Origin of the sequence: Ruegeria arenilitoris (assembly GCF_013035315.1) — a bacterium.
Taxonomy (GTDB): domain Bacteria; phylum Pseudomonadota; class Alphaproteobacteria; order Rhodobacterales; family Rhodobacteraceae; genus Ruegeria; species Ruegeria arenilitoris_D.
Window position 1 is genome coordinate 25,931 of sequence record NZ_WQHP01000008.1, and the last position, 16,719, is coordinate 42,649.

Consider the following 16,719-nt stretch of genomic DNA (forward strand, 5'->3'; position numbering starts at 1 on the left):
CTTAGATTTGCAGCACTGGCGCCCAGGCGATGCGGAACGAAACCGCAAGGAAAAACAACACGCTGCCGGTCAAAACGAAGACATGCCAGATGGTGTTGTGAAACGGCAGCCAGTCCGAAAGATAGAACGCAATTCCGGCAGTATAGACGATGCCACCCGTGATCATCAGCACCACGACGGGTTGCGAAAGGTCAGCCAGCAGCGAATGCCCGGCCCAAACAGCGGCCCAGCCCATCAAAACGTATAGTGCCAAACCTATCCAGCGGAACCGATGCGGGTCGATCATCTTCAGCACTGAACCAAGCGTTGCGGAAGACCAAAGCCCGATCAAAAGGCCAGTTGCCGGCGCGCCCGACAACATAATGAACGGCGTATAGGTACCTGCAATCTTTACATAAATCCCAGAATGATCCAGCCGCTGCAACAGGTATCCCCACCTCTCGGACTCCACCATGTTGTACAGAGCCGAAAAGGACAGCATCAAAAGCAGCGTGAACCCATAAACAGAGGCCCCCAAAACTACCCATGGCTCCGTGCGGTGTTGGGCCGTCAGCGCGATCAGGCACGGAACGGCGACGATGGCAGCGGCAATCCCAATCACATGCACCACACCATCACTGATGCGCTCAGCGCGGCTGTAGGCCGGACGGATATCGGCGAAAGACCACATAATACAAAGCTATTGCCCGGCCCCATCCCCGGCAAGGTTGGAAGCCTGTGTGTTTCATACTGTGACGACATAGTGATCATTGCGGCTGTTCGTTCCTGTATTAGCGACCGATTGAAGATCCGAACAGTTGCTGGCGGTTTTCGACTTACTCTTTTGCCGGACAATTACCTGTGAAACGGTTGCCTATCCCCCTGCCCGGAACCATATTTGGATCATGCTTCGCCTGACGCCCATTCTGCTGGCAATCGCCTATGCTATCGTGATGTACCGGATCTCTGTCTGGCGCACTCATCGGGAGTTGGACGAAAAATCAACCGAACTGGCCGACCCCGCCCTGAAGCGGATGACCGACCGTTTAGCGGCGGCGCTCGGGATCGATCGTGTGCCCGTCTATATCTATGAGATCGACCCGGTGAACGGCCTGGCAGCCCCGGATGGGCGTATTTTCATCACGCGAGGCTTTTATCGCAAGTTTCGCAGTGGCGAGGTCTCGGCCGAGGAGATGGCCAGCGTGATCGCTCATGAGTTAGGGCATGTGGCGCTGGGTCACGCGCGGCGCAGGATGATCGATTTTTCGGGTCAGAACGCATTGCGGACAGCATTGATGATACTGATGAACCGTTTCATTCCGTTCATCGGCGCGTGGATCGCGAATATGCTGACGCATCTACTGGCTTCGCGTCTGTCACGCGGTGATGAGTATGAGGCGGATGAATACGCAGCGGCGCTGTTGACCAAAGCAGGTATTGGGATCGGGCCTCAGAAATCGCTGTTTCACAAGCTTGAAGACCTGACCGAGCAGCGCGCTGGCGTTGTCCCCGCCTGGCTGATGAGCCATCCCAAGACCGACGAACGAATTGCGGCGCTTGAAGCGCTTGAGCGGCGTTGGGGTACGGATGGTTAAGTCTGGGCAGCGAGGGGCCAGCCCCGCCGCCATTGGCGCTCGGACCAATAGCGCTTCCAATGGCGGCTCCCCGAGATATTTTTAGCCAGATGAAGTTGGATCCGGCCTTAGGTGGTGAGGGCCTTGCCGAGCCTTGGGAGGCGGGCTTTTTTCATAAGGGCGCGCAGGGTCCATTGATCGCCCGAGAGGCGGTTGGCCTCAGCCAACACGCGGTGTGCCGTGTCTGCCATACCTTCGGGGTCAGACAGCCAGAACCCGTGCAGCAGGCTGTCGGGGTCGCGACGGTCCAGCCCTTCCTCGGCCAGAATGTTCTTGGGAAAGTCCTTGGCATTTACTGTGACGATCATATCAGCAGACGACGCGACCGCCGTTGCCAGAACATGGATATCGGCGCTGTCCGGCAGCCAGAGGCGCTGTTCCAGATTCTCGGCTGCTGGCCGCTGTGATTTCGGCCAGTTGGCTTGTGCCAATGCGATTTCGGCGCGGGCCTGCGCTTCGCCCTCGGGGCCGAGTTTGCGCGCGGCACGGGCCCATTCTTCGAGGATGCGCGCGGACCAAATGGGCGTGAAATGGCCCAGTTTGGCAGCGCCCAGCAGCATCTCTCGCATCACCGTGGGGTAGATGACGCAGGTGTCCAGAACCGCCTTCACAGCCGGTAGAACACGGCTTTGAGGTATCCGCTTTCTGCAAGTTGCGGCAATTGCGGGTGGTCTGGCCCGGCGAACCCCGTGTGGATCAGTTGTGCCTGTCGTCCGGCGCGTCCAATCCCGCGTGAGGATGCATCACGGAAGCGACCTAGATCGGCCGCGTGGGAACAGGAGCACAGGCCCAAATAGCCGCCCGGTTTGACCAGAGGAGCGGCTAGACGCGCGATCCGTTCATAGGCGCGCAGGCCCGCGTCCAGCGCCTGTTTTGACGGTGCAAAAGCTGGGGGGTCGCAGATGACGACGTCGAATTGCGCTCCTTCTTCGCCAAGCTGGGTCAGAACGTCGAAGGCGTCGCCATGGCGGGTTTGAATCTTATCCGCGAATCCAGAGGCCTTTGCGCCCTCACTCGCGAGCGCCAAGGCCGCGGCCGAGCCGTCGACCGACAGCGCCTGTCCTGCGCCGCCCGCCAGCATGGCCAATCCGAAGCCGCCTACATGGCTGAACACATCCAGCACCTGCGCGCCCGGTTGGACCAGTCGCGCGGCAAAGGCGTGATTGGGGCGTTGGTCGTAGAACAGACCGGTCTTCTGACCGCCTGTCAGGTCGGCCATGTAGGTTGCGCCATTCATCGGCACGGGAAGCGGTGTGTCCGGTGCTGTGCCACGCAGGGTGACATTCTCGTCATCCAGCCCCTCAAGCCCGCGCGTCCGGCCTGAGGCGTTTTTCAGCACGGTAGTAACGCCGGTCACAGCGACCACCGCGTCCGTTAGGGCGTCCAGATGTGCCTCGGCCCAGGCGGCATTGGGCTGGATCACGCAGGCATCGCCGAAGCGGTCGATGATGACGCCGGGAAAGCCGTCCGCCTCGGCGTGGATCAGGCGATAGTATGGCGCGTCGAACAGACGCTCCCGCATCTCAAGCGCGTGGCGCAGGCGGGTTTCGAACCAAGCTGTATCCAGTTCCGCGTCCAGATCACGGTCCAGCACGCGGCACATGATCTTGGAGTCCGGATTCACGGCGACCAAAGCGATCGGCGCACGTTTCTCATCCTCCAGCACCGCCAGCGCGCCTGCCGGGATTTTGCGGGTCCGCCGGTCGGTGACGATGTCGTTGGCATAAACCCAAGGAAACCCATGGCGCAGGCCGCGCGCATTGGCTTTGGGTTTCAGGCGGATACGGGGGCGGTCGGCAGATTGGGTCATGACGCCCTCATAGTCGCGAACGCCCCGAGGGAAAAGCCCTAGCGGTCGCGCGAGCGCCAACCGCCCCGGCGTTTGGGTGCTTTGGCGGATTGCAGCCCTTCGGCCAGCACCTGCGTCATCGGATGATCGGCCTCTTGCTGAGAATAGGCGGCGTGCAAGTCAATCAATGCCTGCGCTTGGTCTCGCTCTGGCGGCAGGCTCAGCGCCCAATCCAGAAAGATACTGCGGCACTCGGGCAGAGTGATCCCCTCGATCCGGTACGCTTCGCGGATCAACCCCTTGTGATCGTTCGGGTCTTTACTCTGCGCCATCGTCTTCCCCCTTGATCACGCTGCCGATGATCTGGGCAGCAGTGTCGTAACTCTCCTGCAACGCGCCCTGCAGTTGTCCGACCTGTTCAAAGCCTGTGGCCCGGCACAGGAAGGCCGATCCACCCTCGCCGATCTTGTCAGCTTCGATAACCTTCCCAGACAACAGGCGCGCGGCGCATTGCGCGGACCAGCATAGGTCATAACACTCCTTAAGAGTTTGTGCCTGCGCGACGTCCAGCAACCCGGCAGCGACGGCACCGGCCAGACCGGAATGCACGTCGCGCTGCGGATTACCGGACAGCAAAGCGCCGGTTTCCGCCATCAGTTCAATATCCATCATTCGGCCAGCACCGTTTTTGGCGTCCCAAATCCCGGCCGGAGACTTGGCGGCTGCCAGACGCGCCCGCATCTCAGCAACTTCGCGCAGCACTTTGTGATGGTCCCTTGGCTGAGACAGAAAACCTGCACGGAATGCCTCAATATCAGCGGCCAGACTGGCTTCACCCGCAACCACGCGGGCCCGCGTAAGGGCAAGATGCTCCCACACCCAAGCCTCGTTTTGCTGATAGTTGGTAAAGCTGGCCCAACTGGTCGCAACGGGCCCCTGATTGCCAGAGGGGCGCAGGCGCATATCGACCTCGTACAGCCGCCCTTGCGACATGGGTGCGGACAGTGCCGTGATCAGCGCCTGCGTGAAGCGCGCGTAATAGGTGCGCGTGGCCAAAGGGCGCGGCCCGTCGGACATCTCCTGATCCAATGGGTCGTAAATCACGATCATATCCAAATCGGATTGCGAGTTGATCCGCCCCGCCCCAAGTGACCCCATGCCCAGCACAGTGGCCCCGCGACCGGGCGCAGGACCGTGTTTCAGGGCGAACTGGTCGGACACACGCGGCAGGATGGCGGCAATCACTGCAGTGGCCAATTCCGCATATTGCTGCCCGGCCTGCTCACCGTTGATCAGGCCGCGCAGGTGGTGGACCCCGACGCGGAAATGCCATTCCTTGCACCAGCGGCGGGCCAGATCCAGCTGGCTTTCGTAGTCGGTTTCTTGCGACAGCGCCTCATCCAGATCCGCCTGCAATACAGCCTGCCCCGGCCAGTCCGAGAAGAAGCTACCGCCGATCACTGCGTCGAATACCGAAGCATTGCGCGACAGATGCGCGGCCAGGGCATGAGACGTACCAACGATATCGATTAGCAGGTCAATCAGATGGGGGTTGGCCTCGAACAAAGAAAACAGCTGTACGCCTGCGGGCAAGCCCGACAGAAAGCCATCCAGCGCCCGAAGCGCCTCGTCCGGTTGGGCGGTTTTGGCAAGGCGCGACAGCAGTTCGGGCTTGAGGCGTTCGAAAATCCGCGCACCTCGCTGCGAGCGCAAGGCGGGGTATGTCGTCCAGCGGGCCATAACCTTCTGGTCGAACTCCACTGCTGGAACCCCCGCCGGAGCCGAGGCACCGGGGGCGAAAAACCCCTCGGTCAGTTCGTGTACTTCTGTCAGGCGGCGGGTCAGGTCGTCGGTCAATTGCGTCGCGTCGATGCCCATCAGGCAGGCGACACGTTCGATCCCATCTGGCGATTGCGGCACCTTGTGGGTCTGGGCGTCATGAACCATCTGTATTCGGTGCTCGACCTCGCGATGGGTGCGGTAATGATCGGTCAGCTTTTCGGCGACGTCCTCCGGCACCCACCCCTTTTCCGCCAGCGCCGCCAATCCCGGCACCGTGCCGCGCACACGCAGATCGGAGTCGCGGCCGCCTGCAATCAATTGACGGGTCTGGGTAAAAAATTCGATCTCACGAATGCCGCCCTGCCCCAGTTTCATGTCATGGCCTGGGATTGTCAGTGTGCCCCCGGTTCCCTTGTTCTCACGAATACGCAGCCGCATGTCGTGGGCGTCCTGAATGGCGGCGAAATCAAGATGCCTCCGCCAGACAAAGGGGCGCAACGTGTCCAGAAAACGCTGCCCGGCGGACAAATCACCCGCACAGGGGCGCGCTTTGATATAGGCCGCACGCTCCCAGGTGCGGCCCAGGCTTTCATAGTACCGCTCGGCGGCTTCTGCCGCCATGCACACCGGGGTCACCGCCGGATCAGGACGCAAACGCAGATCGGTGCGGAACACGTACCCGTCCGCCGTCTTGTCGCTGAGCGTTGCGCAAAAATTGCGCGTCGCCCGCACCATGCCGTGACGTGCGTCGTAAAAGTCATCCGGATCAAACCGCGTCTCATCGAACAAGACGATCAGGTCGATATCCGAGCTGTAGTTGAGCTCATGCGCGCCCATCTTGCCCATGGCCAGAATGATCATCCCGGCGGCCGTTTCGACATCGTCCGGCCCCATCCCCGGCAGTTTTCCACGCCGGATCAGAGTGGCGATTTCGGCCTTGGCCGCGACATCTGCGGCCAAGGCACCAAAATCGGTCAGCGCAGCCGTCACCTTTTCCAAAGGCCACGCACCAGCCAGATCAGCAAGCGCGGTCAGCAATGCCATGCGTCGTTTGGCCAACCGCAAGCCTGGCTTCAATTGATCCGCCGGCAACGCTTGGGCGGCCTGCATAACAGCAGCCAACGCCTCATCGGGCTGCTGCAGGGCTTCGGCCAACCAATCCTTTTCGCGGTCGATCAGACCTTTCAGATACGGGCTCGACCCGGCTGTTCCGGCAATCAACTCACCTTGCTGGGCGGTTATCCCACCAACTGCGGCACGCGCTTCATTACCCAAAGATACGTCAAATGCTCGCGGCAGCCGCTGAATGGACAAAGGGCCGCTCATGAACTCTCCACCGGGGTATCCTGACTAAAACTGTTCACCCATACATCATGCCGCCGTTCCCACAGGGACGAAATCAACATCGCTTCCCAACCCTCGGCACCTGGGCGCTGGTAATCAGCGCGATACGTCAAAAGAACGATGTCCGGGGTCAGCACCCGCAAGCGCGTTTCGCTGAGCTTATAGTCGGACATGGTCGGGGCGTCGGCGAACTGCCCCACATGGTCATCCCGGTTGGCAAACCCGGTCGGGTACACCCCCAGAAAATCCGCACTTAGCAAGGCGCGATCAGCGGCGGCGTTGCCGTCGACTAGCGCTGCCCAAACCTGTTTTTCGAGGCTCAAAATCTCATCAATCGTCGGAGGGGACGTGTTTTCAACATGTTGCATAGGCGGAAAGTGCGCCTGTTCCAGAGCAAGGTCAACGCCTCAAAAGTCGCAAAATGTAAATCATTTTCACATTGACCCCTTGCAACCCCCGTTTCAGTTCCCATCTAGACAATGTGAACGCAATTTACATCAAACCCGGAGAACCCAAATGACCGCATTGTCCGACCACGCCGTCCCTGAAAATCCGGGGTGGCTCTACCGTGCCGAAGCCTGGATGGATGACAAGGGCAAAGGGGCCTGGATCGCCGCCATGGTCCTTGGTTTCATCTTCTTCTGGCCCGTCGGCCTGGCTCTTCTGGCCTATATGATCTGGAGCAAACGCATGTTCAGCAAATCCTGCAGCCGCCGCAAATCCTGGCATAGCCAAATGAGCGCGATGAAACCCTCGGGCAACAGCGCCTTTGACGCCTACAAGGCCGACACGCTGGCCCGCCTGGAGCGCGAGCAACAGGACTTTGAGGCCTTCCTGCGCCGCCTGCGCGAGGCCAAGGACAAGGCCGAGTTCGACCAGTTCATGGATGAACGCGCCCGTGAAAACCATGATGAGCCCGAAAACGGCGAACGCGCCTAAGCCATCCTTGCCCTGTCCCGCATTTCGGGACAGGGTGTCCAAAATTCTCACCCGGAAAGCACCGAATGACCCACCTGCCCGACCCAGACAGACAGCCTGAGTTCTATCAGTCCGTCGCAACCAAACGCTTTATTGCCTGGTTGTTCGACATCGCCTTTATCTCGTTGCTGTGTACAGTCGCCATCCTGTTGACCTTTGGTCTGGGCTTTTTCGTCCTGGCCCTGATCTATGCCGTGGTCAGTTTTGTTTATCGCGTTGTGACCATCACAAGCGGTTCGGCCACCTTGGGCATGCGGTTTATGGGGATCGAACTGCGCGACGCATTCGGATCGCGGATGGATTTCGGCAAAGCAGTGGCGCATACGGCGGGATACTTTGTCTCCATGGCCTTCCCCGTCATTCAGGTGATCTCGGTCATCATGATGCTGACCAGCGCACGCGGCCAGGGCCTTACCGACGCGTTCCTTGGAACGGTCATGATCAACCAGCGCGCGTAAAAAATTCAACAGCGTGAATCACTTGGCGGTTTCGGGATCGGTTGCTATCATCCGATCCCAGGAGACACGAGACATTCATGCGACACACGCTGCCAATCGCGCCACAGTTCTATGTGACGGCACCACAGCCTTGCCCTTATCTTGAGGGCCGGATGGAGCGTAAGCTATTCACTGCCCTTCAGGGCGAAGGTGCGGACCAGCTGAACAACTCATTGTCGCAGCAAGGGTTTCGCCGATCCCAAAACGTCCTGTACCGCCCATCCTGTTCAGATTGCGCGGCCTGCCTGTCGGCCCGCATCGATGTTTCGGCCTTTCGTCCCAGCAAAAGCCAGAAACGCGCGGCCAAGCGCAATTCTTACCTTCAGCGCAGGGCGAACTCGCCCTGGGCCACGGATGAACAATACGAACTGTTCCGCAGGTACCTGGACACCCGCCACGCAGACGGCGGCATGGCCGATATGGACGTCTTTGAATTCGCAGCGATGATCGAGGAAACCCCGATCCGCAGCCGCGTCGTGGAATATGCCGACCCCGAGACCGGAGGCCTGATCGGCGTCAGCCTCACGGACGTACTCGATGACGGGCTCAGCATGGTCTATTCGTTCTACGACCCCCAGCAGCCCCAAAACTCGCTGGGTACGTATATGATCCTCGATCACATCGACATCGCGCGCGAGGCCGGGTTGCCCTATGTCTATCTTGGCTACTGGGTGCCGGGCAGCCCGAAGATGGGCTACAAAGCCCGCTTCTCCGGGCTTGAGGCCTACTACCAGGGTGAATGGATCCGAGTGAACAACCCGTCCGATCTGACGGACTCCAGCCACCACCCGCTTTCGACTGCCCCCATCGCGGAACAGGTGGCCAGCATTCAACTGCCGGACCGCCACCCCACCAAAGGCTGACATTTCATGAACCAGAACTTGTTTGCCGTCACCCTCGTGGTGCCGGACTACGATGATGCGATCGCGTTTTACACCAAAACGCTCAGCTTCACCCTACTGCAGGACGTCGATCTTGGCGACGGCAAACGCTGGGTCCGGGTCGCACCTCCGGGTTCGGGCGATGCCTCGCTTTTGCTGGCCAAAGCCGACGGCCCCGAACAATCTGCTGCCATCGGAAACCAAACCGGCGGCCGCGTAGGCTTTTTCCTGCAAACCGACGATTTCGACCGCGACTTCAGCGCAATGACAGCCGCCGGCGTCCATTTCGAAGAAGACCCGCGTCACGAACCTTATGGCACAGTCGCCGTTTGGCGCGACCCGTTCGGCAATCGCTGGGACCTGATCCAATTCGCCTGATCCGCACTTCATCTGGCCAAAAAATACCTCGGGGATGAATTGGCCACAGGCCAAGAAGGGGCAGCGCCCCTTTATCCTACTACCAAAGCAAAGGGGGCCCGAAGACCCCCTTTTCATTTTGATAACTGAACCAAGATCAGTTCGGGATCAAATCCGGAACGATGGTGACAATCGTCGGGAAGAACCACAGGATCGCAATCCCAACCACTTGGATGATCACAAAAGGAATGATCCCTCGGTAGATATGACCCGTTGTCACCTCTTTGGGCGCAACGCCCCTGAGATAGAACAACGCAAACCCGAACGGAGGCGTCAGGAACGATGTCTGCAGGTTCACCGCCACCATGATCGTTACCCATTTCGGATCGAACGACCCGCCATAGATCACCGGTCCCACAATGGGGATCACGATGTAGATGATCTCGAGGAAATCCAGCACAAAGCCCAGAATGAACAGGACCAGCATCACGATCAGGAAGACCGTGAACTCGTTGTCAAAACTGCGCAGGAATTGCTGGATATAGTGCTCACCGCCAAACGAGATCACAACCAGGTTCAACAGCTGCGACCCGATCAGGATGGTAAACACCATCGAGGTCACCTTGGCCGTCTCACGCACCACCGGCGTCAGAACGCCACTGGAGAACAGGACCCAACACCCATAAATCAGCCCGAACAAGGCGAACAAATAGGCACCATAAGCGACAATGAAGGCAACCCAGGTCTCAAAACTGACGCTGCCCTGATTGATACGCAGGTCAAAGTTGACGCCCATCAACAACGCGATGATCACGGCGAAGGTCGCCCAGATGATCACTTTGCCCGAACGCCCCTGGTCTTGCAGCTTGCGATAGGCCGCCAGCATAATCGCGCCACCCGCGCCCAGCGCGGCCGCCGGTGTCGGGTTGGTGACCCCACCCAGGATCGAGCCCAGTACCGCGATGATCAGAACCAGCGGTGGGAACACCACCCGGATCAGATCGTTCGTGGCACATCGCGCCGCGGCCTCTTTGCAGCCGTACATTGCCAGGGCAAACGGCACCGCCAGCAGGACAAAGGTCAAACCCGAAGACGTTGTCGGCGCGATGAGCAGTACGTCGACGAGCAACATCAAAAGCAGACCAATGGCCCCCACGATCAGCGGCTGCGTCGGTCTGGACGGTGCGATGCCACGGCCCATGACCAAGGTCAGGCCCAGCAAAACAACCAAAACCGCGACCCCGTTCCCGATCGGAGCGGCATTCGCGATTTTGGCGTCGCGTGCTGCAGCCAGTTCCTCTTCGCTCAGGCGCTCGGCATTGGCGACACCGCCTGCCGCGTCAATCGCCTCTTGCTCGGCAACAGCCTGATCCCAGGCGGATTGCCCGTGCAGTTCGATCATCGAGACCTTGCATTCCTCGGACACGTTGGTGCGCAGCGATGCGCCCTCACCAATATCTGAGAATGCCGAGACGTTGATGTTCTGGCTGCCGATGACCCCTGCACTGCCCAGCATAACTGCGCCAACGATCAGAGCGACCGGCGCACCCAGCAACCAGGTTAGACCCTCGCTGCGGGTGATCGGCTCACCGCTGCCACCTGACAGCTCGACCGCCGGGGCTTTCTCCGGGTTCAGCAAGGCGTAGCCAAATGCATATAGTGCATAGAGCAAGGCAAGCATGATGCCCGGCAGCAAAGCGGCCTGGAACAAAGTCCCGACAGAAACCACCGCAGGCTCGCCCAGATAGGTCAGCGCGTCAGTACAGCCCGCCTCAACCGCGCGGGTTTCCTGAGCGGTGGAATACAGATCCCCAGCCAGCGTACCCAACAGAACGATCACGATCGACGGCGGAATGATCTGCCCCAACGTGCCCGAGGCCGCGATCACCCCTGTCGCCAGTTCGGGCGAATAGTTGTTTCGCAGCATGGTTGGAAGCGCCAGCAGACCCATGGTCACAACCGTCGCACCCACGATACCGGTCGAGGCCGCCAGGAATGCGCCCACAACCACGATCGACACGGCCAAACCGCCCGGCAACGGGCCGAAGACGCGCGCCATTGTGGTCAGCAGGTCGTTGGCGATCTTGGACCGCTCGAGCGTGATGCCCATCAGAACGAACATCAGAACCGCCAACAGGGTTTCGATGGATTGTCCGGCCAGAACACGCTCGTTCATACGGTTCACGATGAACGAAACGTTGCGGTCCAGCGCGGTTTCCCAGCCTTGCACAAAGACCGGCTCGGCTATCCTTGGCAAATCGGGGAAGCGGAACACCGACACCGTATCGGGTTTGACCCCGGAATTCACCAGATCCCTATACGCTTGAGAACTGGTATCAATCGCCTGATGGATCAGTAACCCGGCGCTATCCAGCGCCGCGATGATCCCAAAGGAGATAATCCCTGCCCCGCCGATGGCAAAGGCCACCGGAAACCCGGAAAGGATACCTCCGAAAAGGCAGAAGAATACGATAATGAGGCCTATCTCGACGCCATCAAGTCCGAATAACATAGTCTGGGTCCCCGTCCCTAATGTGCGCCTTCGTAGGCTTCTTCACCTTCGCCAAGGCTATCCTTGTCGAGGTATTTTCCAACGCTGTCCGGCCCTTCGACATATTCAAGGTACGAGCGGTACAAGAACGCGATGGCATGCAGGAACACCATGCCCGCAAAGGCCACCAGCAAGATCTTGAACAGGAAGTAGGCGTTGAATCCGTTGGGGCTGAACCCGATGGTTTCGACGTTCCAGCGCAGGGCGCGGGACTTCATAACCAGACGATCCAGCGTGTCACTGGCCGAGGGTTTCGGCACGATCAGGTGACGCCACATGAAGTACCAACCATACATCCATGTCAGCACCGCCATTGGCATCATGAACAACAACGCCCCCAGCATATCGACCACGCGCTTGGCCCGGTGGCTGATGCCTGCATAGATCAGGTCAACGCGCACATGCCCACCCTGTACGAATGTGTAGGTACAGCAAAGGCAGACGACCATGGCGTTGTACAGCTTTAGCTCTTCTGCGAACCAGCTGATGTCCATCTGAAACGGGATGCCCAATCCAAAGGACATATCGGGGCGAGTAAAGACGCGCTGCATGAACACGATGACGATCTGCTGGATCACCATCAAAAGACCGGCCCAGGCAAAGAACCGACCTGTGGTGTTGGCAAAGCCTTCGAGGCCACGCACGACACCCCACATGAAGTTCCGGTGGTAGAGCCCGATAGCCGTCACAACCAAAAAGATGGCGAAGACCACAAAGAAGAACTCGACCGAGCCACCATAGTAGACAAAGCGCATGATGGCTTCTTTGTCCGACCAGTTCAGCCAGAGCTGCGGATGCGTGATCGCATACCCGAAATTATAGAAGGCTTCGGCAATGTTCTGAATGAACCAGACAAGTCCATTCCACAGGGCGCCGAAGAACGAGATACCGTTTTCGTCCTGCATGTTGTCCCCAGGTCGTATCAGTTGCACTGCTGATTATAGCGGTTTGATGGATCCGCGCATACGCAACAGCGAAAGGTTTCCCCGCCTTGACGGGGAAACCATTTGAACGTTTGGAAAACGTTTACCCGCGAACGCGGTCACGCTGCGAGGTGTAGACACCCGACGACAGGTTGTTCCATGCCGACGACGCGGCCATCGACGACATTGCGCTGTCGTGGATTTTCTTGAACAGCTCGTCGCCCATGTTTTCGTCCAGAACTTCCTGGCTGGCCTGACCAAAGGCATCCCAGACACTGTCCGGGAATTCCATGACCTTGACGCCACCCGACTGCAGGCGCTGCAGGGCTGCACCGTTGTTGGCCAGGAATTGCGCCAGGTTCCACTGGTGCGCTTCGGCTGCGGCGATCTCGATGATCTTCTGCTGAGCAGGTGTCAGGCTTTCAAAGACTTCGCGGTTGGTCGCCAGCGACAGACCTGCGCCCGGCTCGTGGAAGCCCGCGGTGTAGTAGGTCTTGGTGATTTCCTGGAAACCGGCCTTTTCGTCCGCCCAAGGGCCGATCCACTCGGTGCCGTCGATCGCACCCGAGGACAGCGCCTGATACACTTCCGAACCCGGGATGTTCTGAACGGATGCGCCCAGTTTACCCAGTGCCTGACCGCCTAGGCCCGGCATACGGAATTTCAGACCCTGGAAGTCTTCGGGGCCGTTGATCTCTTTCGAGTACCAGCCACCTGCCTGCGCACCGGTGTTACCGGCCAGGAACGACTTCAGGCCAAAGATCTGACCCAGCTCGTCATGCAGCTCCATGCCGCCGTCGTGGTAGTACCAGTTCACCAGTTCCTGCGCGGTCATGCCGAACGGAACAGCGGTGAAGAAGGCATAGCCCGGGTGCTGACCAACGAAGTAGTAGTCTGCCGCGTGGTACATGTCGGCCTGACCCGACGAGACCGCGTCAAAGACTTCGAACGCGCCAACCAGTTCACCGGCAGCCTTGATGTCAACGGTCAGGTTGCCGTCCGACATGGTGGTGATGCTGTCGGCACAACGCTGCGCGCTGTCGAAAACACCTGCCAGGCCGCGACCCCAAGATGTAACCATGGTCAGCGTGCGCTTGCCCTGCGCATAGGCCGGTGCCGCCAGCGTGGTGGCCGCAGCTGCCGAGCCGCCCAGAGCAGATGTTTTCAAAAATGAACGACGATCCATATGAGTGTTCCTCCCCTACATATTCAAAGCCCGGGCGAATGCCGGGCGCAGTCGTTTTCAGTGCGCGTCAGCCTAATGACAGAGATGTGAATGTGAATACCTACTACTACGTAGGCGACCGCGTTTTTTGGCGTTTCGGCCAGTCAAACAGCAGCAAAGTCAAAGAAAAACTGCGCCTTCCGCCCTGAATCCACGCCGGTTCACCCAAAAATTTTGCATTTTCCCGCCCGCTTGCGTATCGATTCGGCTATGAGGGGATTCCGTAATCTGATCTCGCTGACCTATGGGCAGAAACTGTCGCTTGTCGCCGCGATTCCGCTGGTTGTGGCCGTGGCCGCGATTGCGTTTTTTGTCGCGCAGGAGTCCCGAGCTACGGCCGAACGCGAAATCCAGGCGCTGGAACGTCGTCTGATCGAGGCCAAGAAGGAAGAGCTGAAGAACTACGTCACCCAGGCGCGCAACGGATTTGCCTACATCTATGGGCGTGCGTCGCCAGATGACGAAATCGCCCAGAACCTTGTGACGCAAATCTTGTCGGCGATGATCTACGGCAAGGACGGCTTCTTTTTCGTTTATGACTACGACGGCAACAACCTCGTCAGCCCGCGTCAGACCGAATTTATCAACCGCAACTGGGAGGGTCTGACCGACAGCGACGGCACCCCTGTCGTGGATGAATTCATCAGCCTCGCCCGTCAGGGTGCCGGGTGGCACAGTTTCATGTGGCAAAAGCCCTCGACCGGTGAAGAGGCACAGATGATCGCCTATGTGGTCGGCCTGCAGGACTGGCGCTGGGTCGTCGGAACCGGAGTGTTCATAGACGACATCGTCGCCACAGTCGCCACCGCACGGGCCGAGGTTGAGGCACGCGTGCAACGAACATTCTCTTACATCGGCGGGATTGTTCTGGCGGCGGTGCTGGTGGTTTTTACCTCCGGCATGTTGCTGAACGTCCGCGAACGGCGTTTGGCAGACGCCAAGCTCAAGGAACTGACGCAGCGCGTTTTCGACGCGCAGGAAGAAGAGCGTGGCCGCGTGGCCCGCGAGCTTCACGACGGGATCAGCCAGATTCTGGTCGGGGTGCGCTATACCCTCGACAATGCGCGACGTCGCCTGTCGCGCGGAGATGATGAGGGCGCGCGTGCGCCGCTGGATAAAGGGATCGATACGCTTGGCACCGCTATCACCGAGGTGCGCCGCATCAGCCGCGATCTGCGACCCGGCGTGCTGGACGATCTGGGCCTCGGCCCTGCCCTAAAGGCCCTGACCGACGATTTCTGCGAACGCACCGGAATCGAGACCGAGTTTTCAACCGTCGTATTCCGCAACCGGTTGGATCAGGACAGCAAGATCGCCCTCTACCGTATTGCTCAAGAGGCTTTGACCAATATTGAACGTCACTCCGGCGCGACCCGTGTTACAATCGACCTGCGCGGCCATAAGAAGGGCGCGACGATGCGGATCACCGACAATGGTCGCGGCTTGCGCCCGACACCTGATCCCGCAAACCCCGGGATTGGCCTGCGCAACATGCAGGAACGCATCGAACAACTTGACGGATCGTTGCGCATTCTGTCATCACGCGCCCCACGCAGCGGCACAGTGATCGAGGTCAGCCTGCCCCTCAGCCACTTGCTGCCACCACAGGAAGACGCAACTCTGAACCGAAAGGCCGGTACATGAGCGATCAGACGATCCGGGTACTTATCGTAGACGACCATCCGATGGTTGCCGAAGGGATCCAGTCGATCCTTGAGAGTTATGATGAGATCTCGGTGGTCGGAACCCTAGGCAGCGGGCAAGAGGCCGTCGATCAGGCAACCGAGTTGATGCCTGATGTGATCCTGATGGATCTGAACATGCCCGGTCTCGGGGGGCTCAGTGCCACCGAGATCATTCTAGAACGCCTGCCCCAGACACGCATTCTGATCCTGTCCATGCATGACAGCCCGGAATACATCTCGACCGCGCTAAGCCACGGGGCAAAGGGATATGTGCTCAAGGACGTCCCCACGGACGAGATAAAACAGGCCATCGACGCCGTGATGCGCGGAGAGCAATACCTATGCACCGGAGCCAGCGGATCACTGCAGCCCAAAGGCGACAGCGCCCGCGAGGCGCTGACTGGGCGCGAACAGACAATCCTGCTGGAACTGGCGCAGGGCAAATCCAACAAAGAGGTCGCCGCAGCGCTGGATATCTCTGTCCGGACTGTGGAAACCCACCGCAAGAACATAAAGCGCAAGCTCGGTATTTCCTCCACCGCCGGCCTGACCCGCTATGCACTGGAACATGGCGTATTGCAGGGCACAAGCCCCGGCTTCTGACCTCGCGCAACCGCAGCGCGGCACGCGCTGCCCTGTCCAACCAGAGGAGGTGCGCCGCAGGCGCGTCGACGATGGGCGGGAGGCCCTGTTATCTGGGCCGGATGTCCTCGCCAAAAAACACCAGCGTCCCGTCTTCGTCCAACACATGGAACTCGCGCTGCATGTAGGGCTGATCAAAAGGCGGGCGCACGCGTCCTTCCGGCAAGTCGGCCAGCCCCGCTTTCATGGTGTCGAAAAGGTCATCAATCCCGTCCACGTCAATGTAGAACGACTGGTCGGCCCCCAGGGGGCGCCCATCTTCGCGCGGCGGGCATTCCAGCAAACGGATGGCAACCTTTCCGCGTTTCAGAAAGGCGTAATTGTCCTGCCTGAATCCGCAGGTAAACCCCAACCGATCGCAATAGAAATCAATCTGTTTCTGCAATGACGAACACAAGACAAACGGGGTGAGTTGCAGAAGTTCCGGCATATGACCCTCCGATGTCGAACCG

17 protein-coding genes are annotated in these 16,719 nt (G+C 59.5%); 7 read left to right on the plus strand and 10 right to left on the minus strand.

Features of this window, described 5'->3' with window-relative positions; all coding sequences use genetic code 11:
- Nucleotide 1: 1 nt before the first annotated feature.
- Nucleotides 2-670 (minus strand): PAQR family membrane homeostasis protein TrhA, encoded by a 669-nt coding sequence (gene trhA / locus GOV53_RS16690; protein ID WP_170468475.1) that lies wholly within the window; start codon nucleotides 668-670, stop codon nucleotides 2-4.
- Nucleotides 671-884: 214 nt separating this feature from the next.
- Here trhA and GOV53_RS16695 point away from each other — a divergent pair, with 214 nt between their 5' ends.
- The gene (locus tag GOV53_RS16695) at nucleotides 885-1,574 is read left to right on the plus strand and encodes a M48 family metallopeptidase (RefSeq protein WP_170468477.1); all 690 of its coding nucleotides are present in this window, start codon (nucleotides 885-887) and stop codon (nucleotides 1,572-1,574) included.
- Between the two features lie 107 nt (nucleotides 1,575-1,681).
- Here the strand turns inward: GOV53_RS16695 and GOV53_RS16700 are convergent, their stop codons facing one another.
- Genes GOV53_RS16700 through GOV53_RS16720 form a run of 5 tightly spaced genes read right to left on the minus strand, consistent with a single transcriptional unit; the run spans nucleotide 1,682 to nucleotide 6,896 of the window.
- Nucleotides 1,682-2,224: an RSP_2648 family PIN domain-containing protein gene (locus tag GOV53_RS16700; protein WP_170468479.1), complete on the minus strand. Its 543-nt coding sequence runs from the start codon at nucleotides 2,222-2,224 to the stop codon at nucleotides 1,682-1,684.
- Entirely contained in the window at nucleotides 2,221-3,423 is a 1,203-nt protein-coding gene (locus GOV53_RS16705) for an RSP_2647 family RNA methyltransferase (RefSeq protein ID WP_170468481.1), read from the minus strand. Before GOV53_RS16705 ends, GOV53_RS16700 begins: the two co-directional genes overlap by 4 nt.
- 38 nt (nucleotides 3,424-3,461) lie before the next feature.
- Entirely contained in the window at nucleotides 3,462-3,734 is a 273-nt protein-coding gene (locus GOV53_RS16710; protein WP_170468483.1) for a hypothetical protein, read from the minus strand.
- A complete protein-coding gene (locus tag GOV53_RS16715) occupies nucleotides 3,721-6,510 on the minus strand; it encodes a glutamine-synthetase adenylyltransferase (RefSeq protein ID WP_170468485.1) in 2,790 nt (929 codons plus the stop codon). Before GOV53_RS16715 ends, GOV53_RS16710 begins: the two co-directional genes overlap by 14 nt.
- Complete coding sequence (locus tag GOV53_RS16720) at nucleotides 6,507-6,896, minus strand: nuclear transport factor 2 family protein (protein ID WP_170468487.1); 390 nt, start codon at nucleotides 6,894-6,896, stop codon at nucleotides 6,507-6,509. The genes GOV53_RS16715 and GOV53_RS16720 overlap by 4 nt, the downstream gene beginning before the upstream one ends.
- 148 nt (nucleotides 6,897-7,044) lie before the next feature.
- On the opposite strand from GOV53_RS16720, the gene GOV53_RS16725 reads away from it, so the two are divergent.
- From GOV53_RS16725 to GOV53_RS16740, 4 genes are all read left to right on the plus strand, one after another.
- On the plus strand, nucleotides 7,045-7,467 hold the full coding sequence (locus GOV53_RS16725) for a DUF2852 domain-containing protein (RefSeq protein ID WP_170468489.1): 423 nt from the start codon (nucleotides 7,045-7,047) through the stop codon (nucleotides 7,465-7,467).
- 65 nt (nucleotides 7,468-7,532) lie between these two features.
- A complete protein-coding gene (locus tag GOV53_RS16730; protein WP_170468491.1) occupies nucleotides 7,533-7,964 on the plus strand; it encodes an RDD family protein in 432 nt (143 codons plus the stop codon).
- 77 nt (nucleotides 7,965-8,041) lie between these two features.
- Nucleotides 8,042-8,866 carry an arginyltransferase gene (locus tag GOV53_RS16735; protein ID WP_170468493.1) on the plus strand — a complete coding sequence of 275 codons (825 nt, stop codon included), beginning with the start codon at nucleotides 8,042-8,044 and terminating at the stop codon, nucleotides 8,864-8,866.
- Nucleotides 8,867-8,872: 6 nt separating this feature from the next.
- Nucleotides 8,873-9,262, plus strand: coding sequence for a VOC family protein (locus GOV53_RS16740; RefSeq protein WP_170468495.1), 390 nt, complete (start codon nucleotides 8,873-8,875; stop codon nucleotides 9,260-9,262).
- A 136-nt stretch (nucleotides 9,263-9,398) separates the two neighbouring features.
- On the opposite strand, the gene GOV53_RS16745 is transcribed toward GOV53_RS16740, so the two are convergent.
- The 3 genes from GOV53_RS16745 to GOV53_RS16755 all read right to left on the minus strand — a co-directional run bounded on the left by GOV53_RS16745 (nucleotide 9,399) and on the right by GOV53_RS16755 (nucleotide 13,901).
- On the minus strand, nucleotides 9,399-11,753 hold the full coding sequence (locus GOV53_RS16745) for a TRAP transporter large permease (protein WP_170468497.1): 2,355 nt from the start codon (nucleotides 11,751-11,753) through the stop codon (nucleotides 9,399-9,401).
- Between the two features lie 17 nt (nucleotides 11,754-11,770).
- Nucleotides 11,771-12,697, minus strand: a complete 927-nt coding sequence (locus GOV53_RS16750; RefSeq protein WP_170427858.1) for a TRAP transporter small permease subunit — start codon at nucleotides 12,695-12,697, stop codon at nucleotides 11,771-11,773.
- A 121-nt stretch (nucleotides 12,698-12,818) separates the two neighbouring features.
- Nucleotides 12,819-13,901 carry a TRAP transporter substrate-binding protein gene (locus tag GOV53_RS16755; protein ID WP_170427861.1) on the minus strand — a complete coding sequence of 361 codons (1,083 nt, stop codon included), beginning with the start codon at nucleotides 13,899-13,901 and terminating at the stop codon, nucleotides 12,819-12,821.
- A 249-nt stretch (nucleotides 13,902-14,150) separates the two neighbouring features.
- On the opposite strand from GOV53_RS16755, the gene GOV53_RS16760 reads away from it, so the two are divergent.
- Both GOV53_RS16760 and GOV53_RS16765 read left to right on the plus strand, forming a co-directional pair.
- Nucleotides 14,151-15,584 carry a cache domain-containing protein gene (locus GOV53_RS16760; RefSeq protein ID WP_170468499.1) on the plus strand — a complete coding sequence of 478 codons (1,434 nt, stop codon included), beginning with the start codon at nucleotides 14,151-14,153 and terminating at the stop codon, nucleotides 15,582-15,584.
- Nucleotides 15,581-16,228, plus strand: coding sequence for a response regulator transcription factor (locus tag GOV53_RS16765; RefSeq protein WP_170468501.1), 648 nt, complete (start codon nucleotides 15,581-15,583; stop codon nucleotides 16,226-16,228). The genes GOV53_RS16760 and GOV53_RS16765 overlap by 4 nt, the downstream gene beginning before the upstream one ends.
- Nucleotides 16,229-16,316: 88 nt before the next feature.
- On the opposite strand, the gene GOV53_RS16770 is transcribed toward GOV53_RS16765, so the two are convergent.
- On the minus strand, nucleotides 16,317-16,697 hold the full coding sequence (locus tag GOV53_RS16770) for a bleomycin resistance protein (RefSeq protein WP_170468503.1): 381 nt from the start codon (nucleotides 16,695-16,697) through the stop codon (nucleotides 16,317-16,319).
- Between the last annotated feature and the right edge of the window lie 22 nt (nucleotides 16,698-16,719).

Bases quoted from the DNA above. Each gene is read 5' to 3' on its own strand.
- GOV53_RS16760 (WP_170468499.1), top strand. From the start codon at position 14,151: ATGAGGGGATTCCGTAATCTGATCTCGCTGACCTATGGGCAGAAACTG.
- GOV53_RS16720 (WP_170468487.1), bottom strand. From the start codon at position 6,896: ATGCAACATGTTGAAAACACGTCCCCTCCGACGATTGATGAGATTTTG.
- GOV53_RS16755 (WP_170427861.1), bottom strand. From the start codon at position 13,901: ATGGATCGTCGTTCATTTTTGAAAACATCTGCTCTGGGCGGCTCGGCA.
- GOV53_RS16715 (WP_170468485.1), bottom strand. From the start codon at position 6,510: ATGAGCGGCCCTTTGTCCATTCAGCGGCTGCCGCGAGCATTTGACGTA.
- GOV53_RS16695 (WP_170468477.1), top strand. From the start codon at position 885: ATGCTTCGCCTGACGCCCATTCTGCTGGCAATCGCCTATGCTATCGTG.
- GOV53_RS16730 (WP_170468491.1), top strand. From the start codon at position 7,533: ATGACCCACCTGCCCGACCCAGACAGACAGCCTGAGTTCTATCAGTCC.
- GOV53_RS16770 (WP_170468503.1), bottom strand. From the start codon at position 16,697: ATGCCGGAACTTCTGCAACTCACCCCGTTTGTCTTGTGTTCGTCATTG.
- GOV53_RS16765 (WP_170468501.1), top strand. From the start codon at position 15,581: ATGAGCGATCAGACGATCCGGGTACTTATCGTAGACGACCATCCGATG.
- trhA (WP_170468475.1), bottom strand. From the start codon at position 670: ATGTGGTCTTTCGCCGATATCCGTCCGGCCTACAGCCGCGCTGAGCGC.
- GOV53_RS16725 (WP_170468489.1), top strand. From the start codon at position 7,045: ATGACCGCATTGTCCGACCACGCCGTCCCTGAAAATCCGGGGTGGCTC.
- GOV53_RS16735 (WP_170468493.1), top strand. From the start codon at position 8,042: ATGCGACACACGCTGCCAATCGCGCCACAGTTCTATGTGACGGCACCA.
- GOV53_RS16750 (WP_170427858.1), bottom strand. From the start codon at position 12,697: ATGCAGGACGAAAACGGTATCTCGTTCTTCGGCGCCCTGTGGAATGGA.
- GOV53_RS16745 (WP_170468497.1), bottom strand. From the start codon at position 11,753: ATGTTATTCGGACTTGATGGCGTCGAGATAGGCCTCATTATCGTATTC.
- GOV53_RS16705 (WP_170468481.1), bottom strand. From the start codon at position 3,423: ATGACCCAATCTGCCGACCGCCCCCGTATCCGCCTGAAACCCAAAGCC.
- GOV53_RS16740 (WP_170468495.1), top strand. From the start codon at position 8,873: ATGAACCAGAACTTGTTTGCCGTCACCCTCGTGGTGCCGGACTACGAT.
- GOV53_RS16710 (WP_170468483.1), bottom strand. From the start codon at position 3,734: ATGGCGCAGAGTAAAGACCCGAACGATCACAAGGGGTTGATCCGCGAA.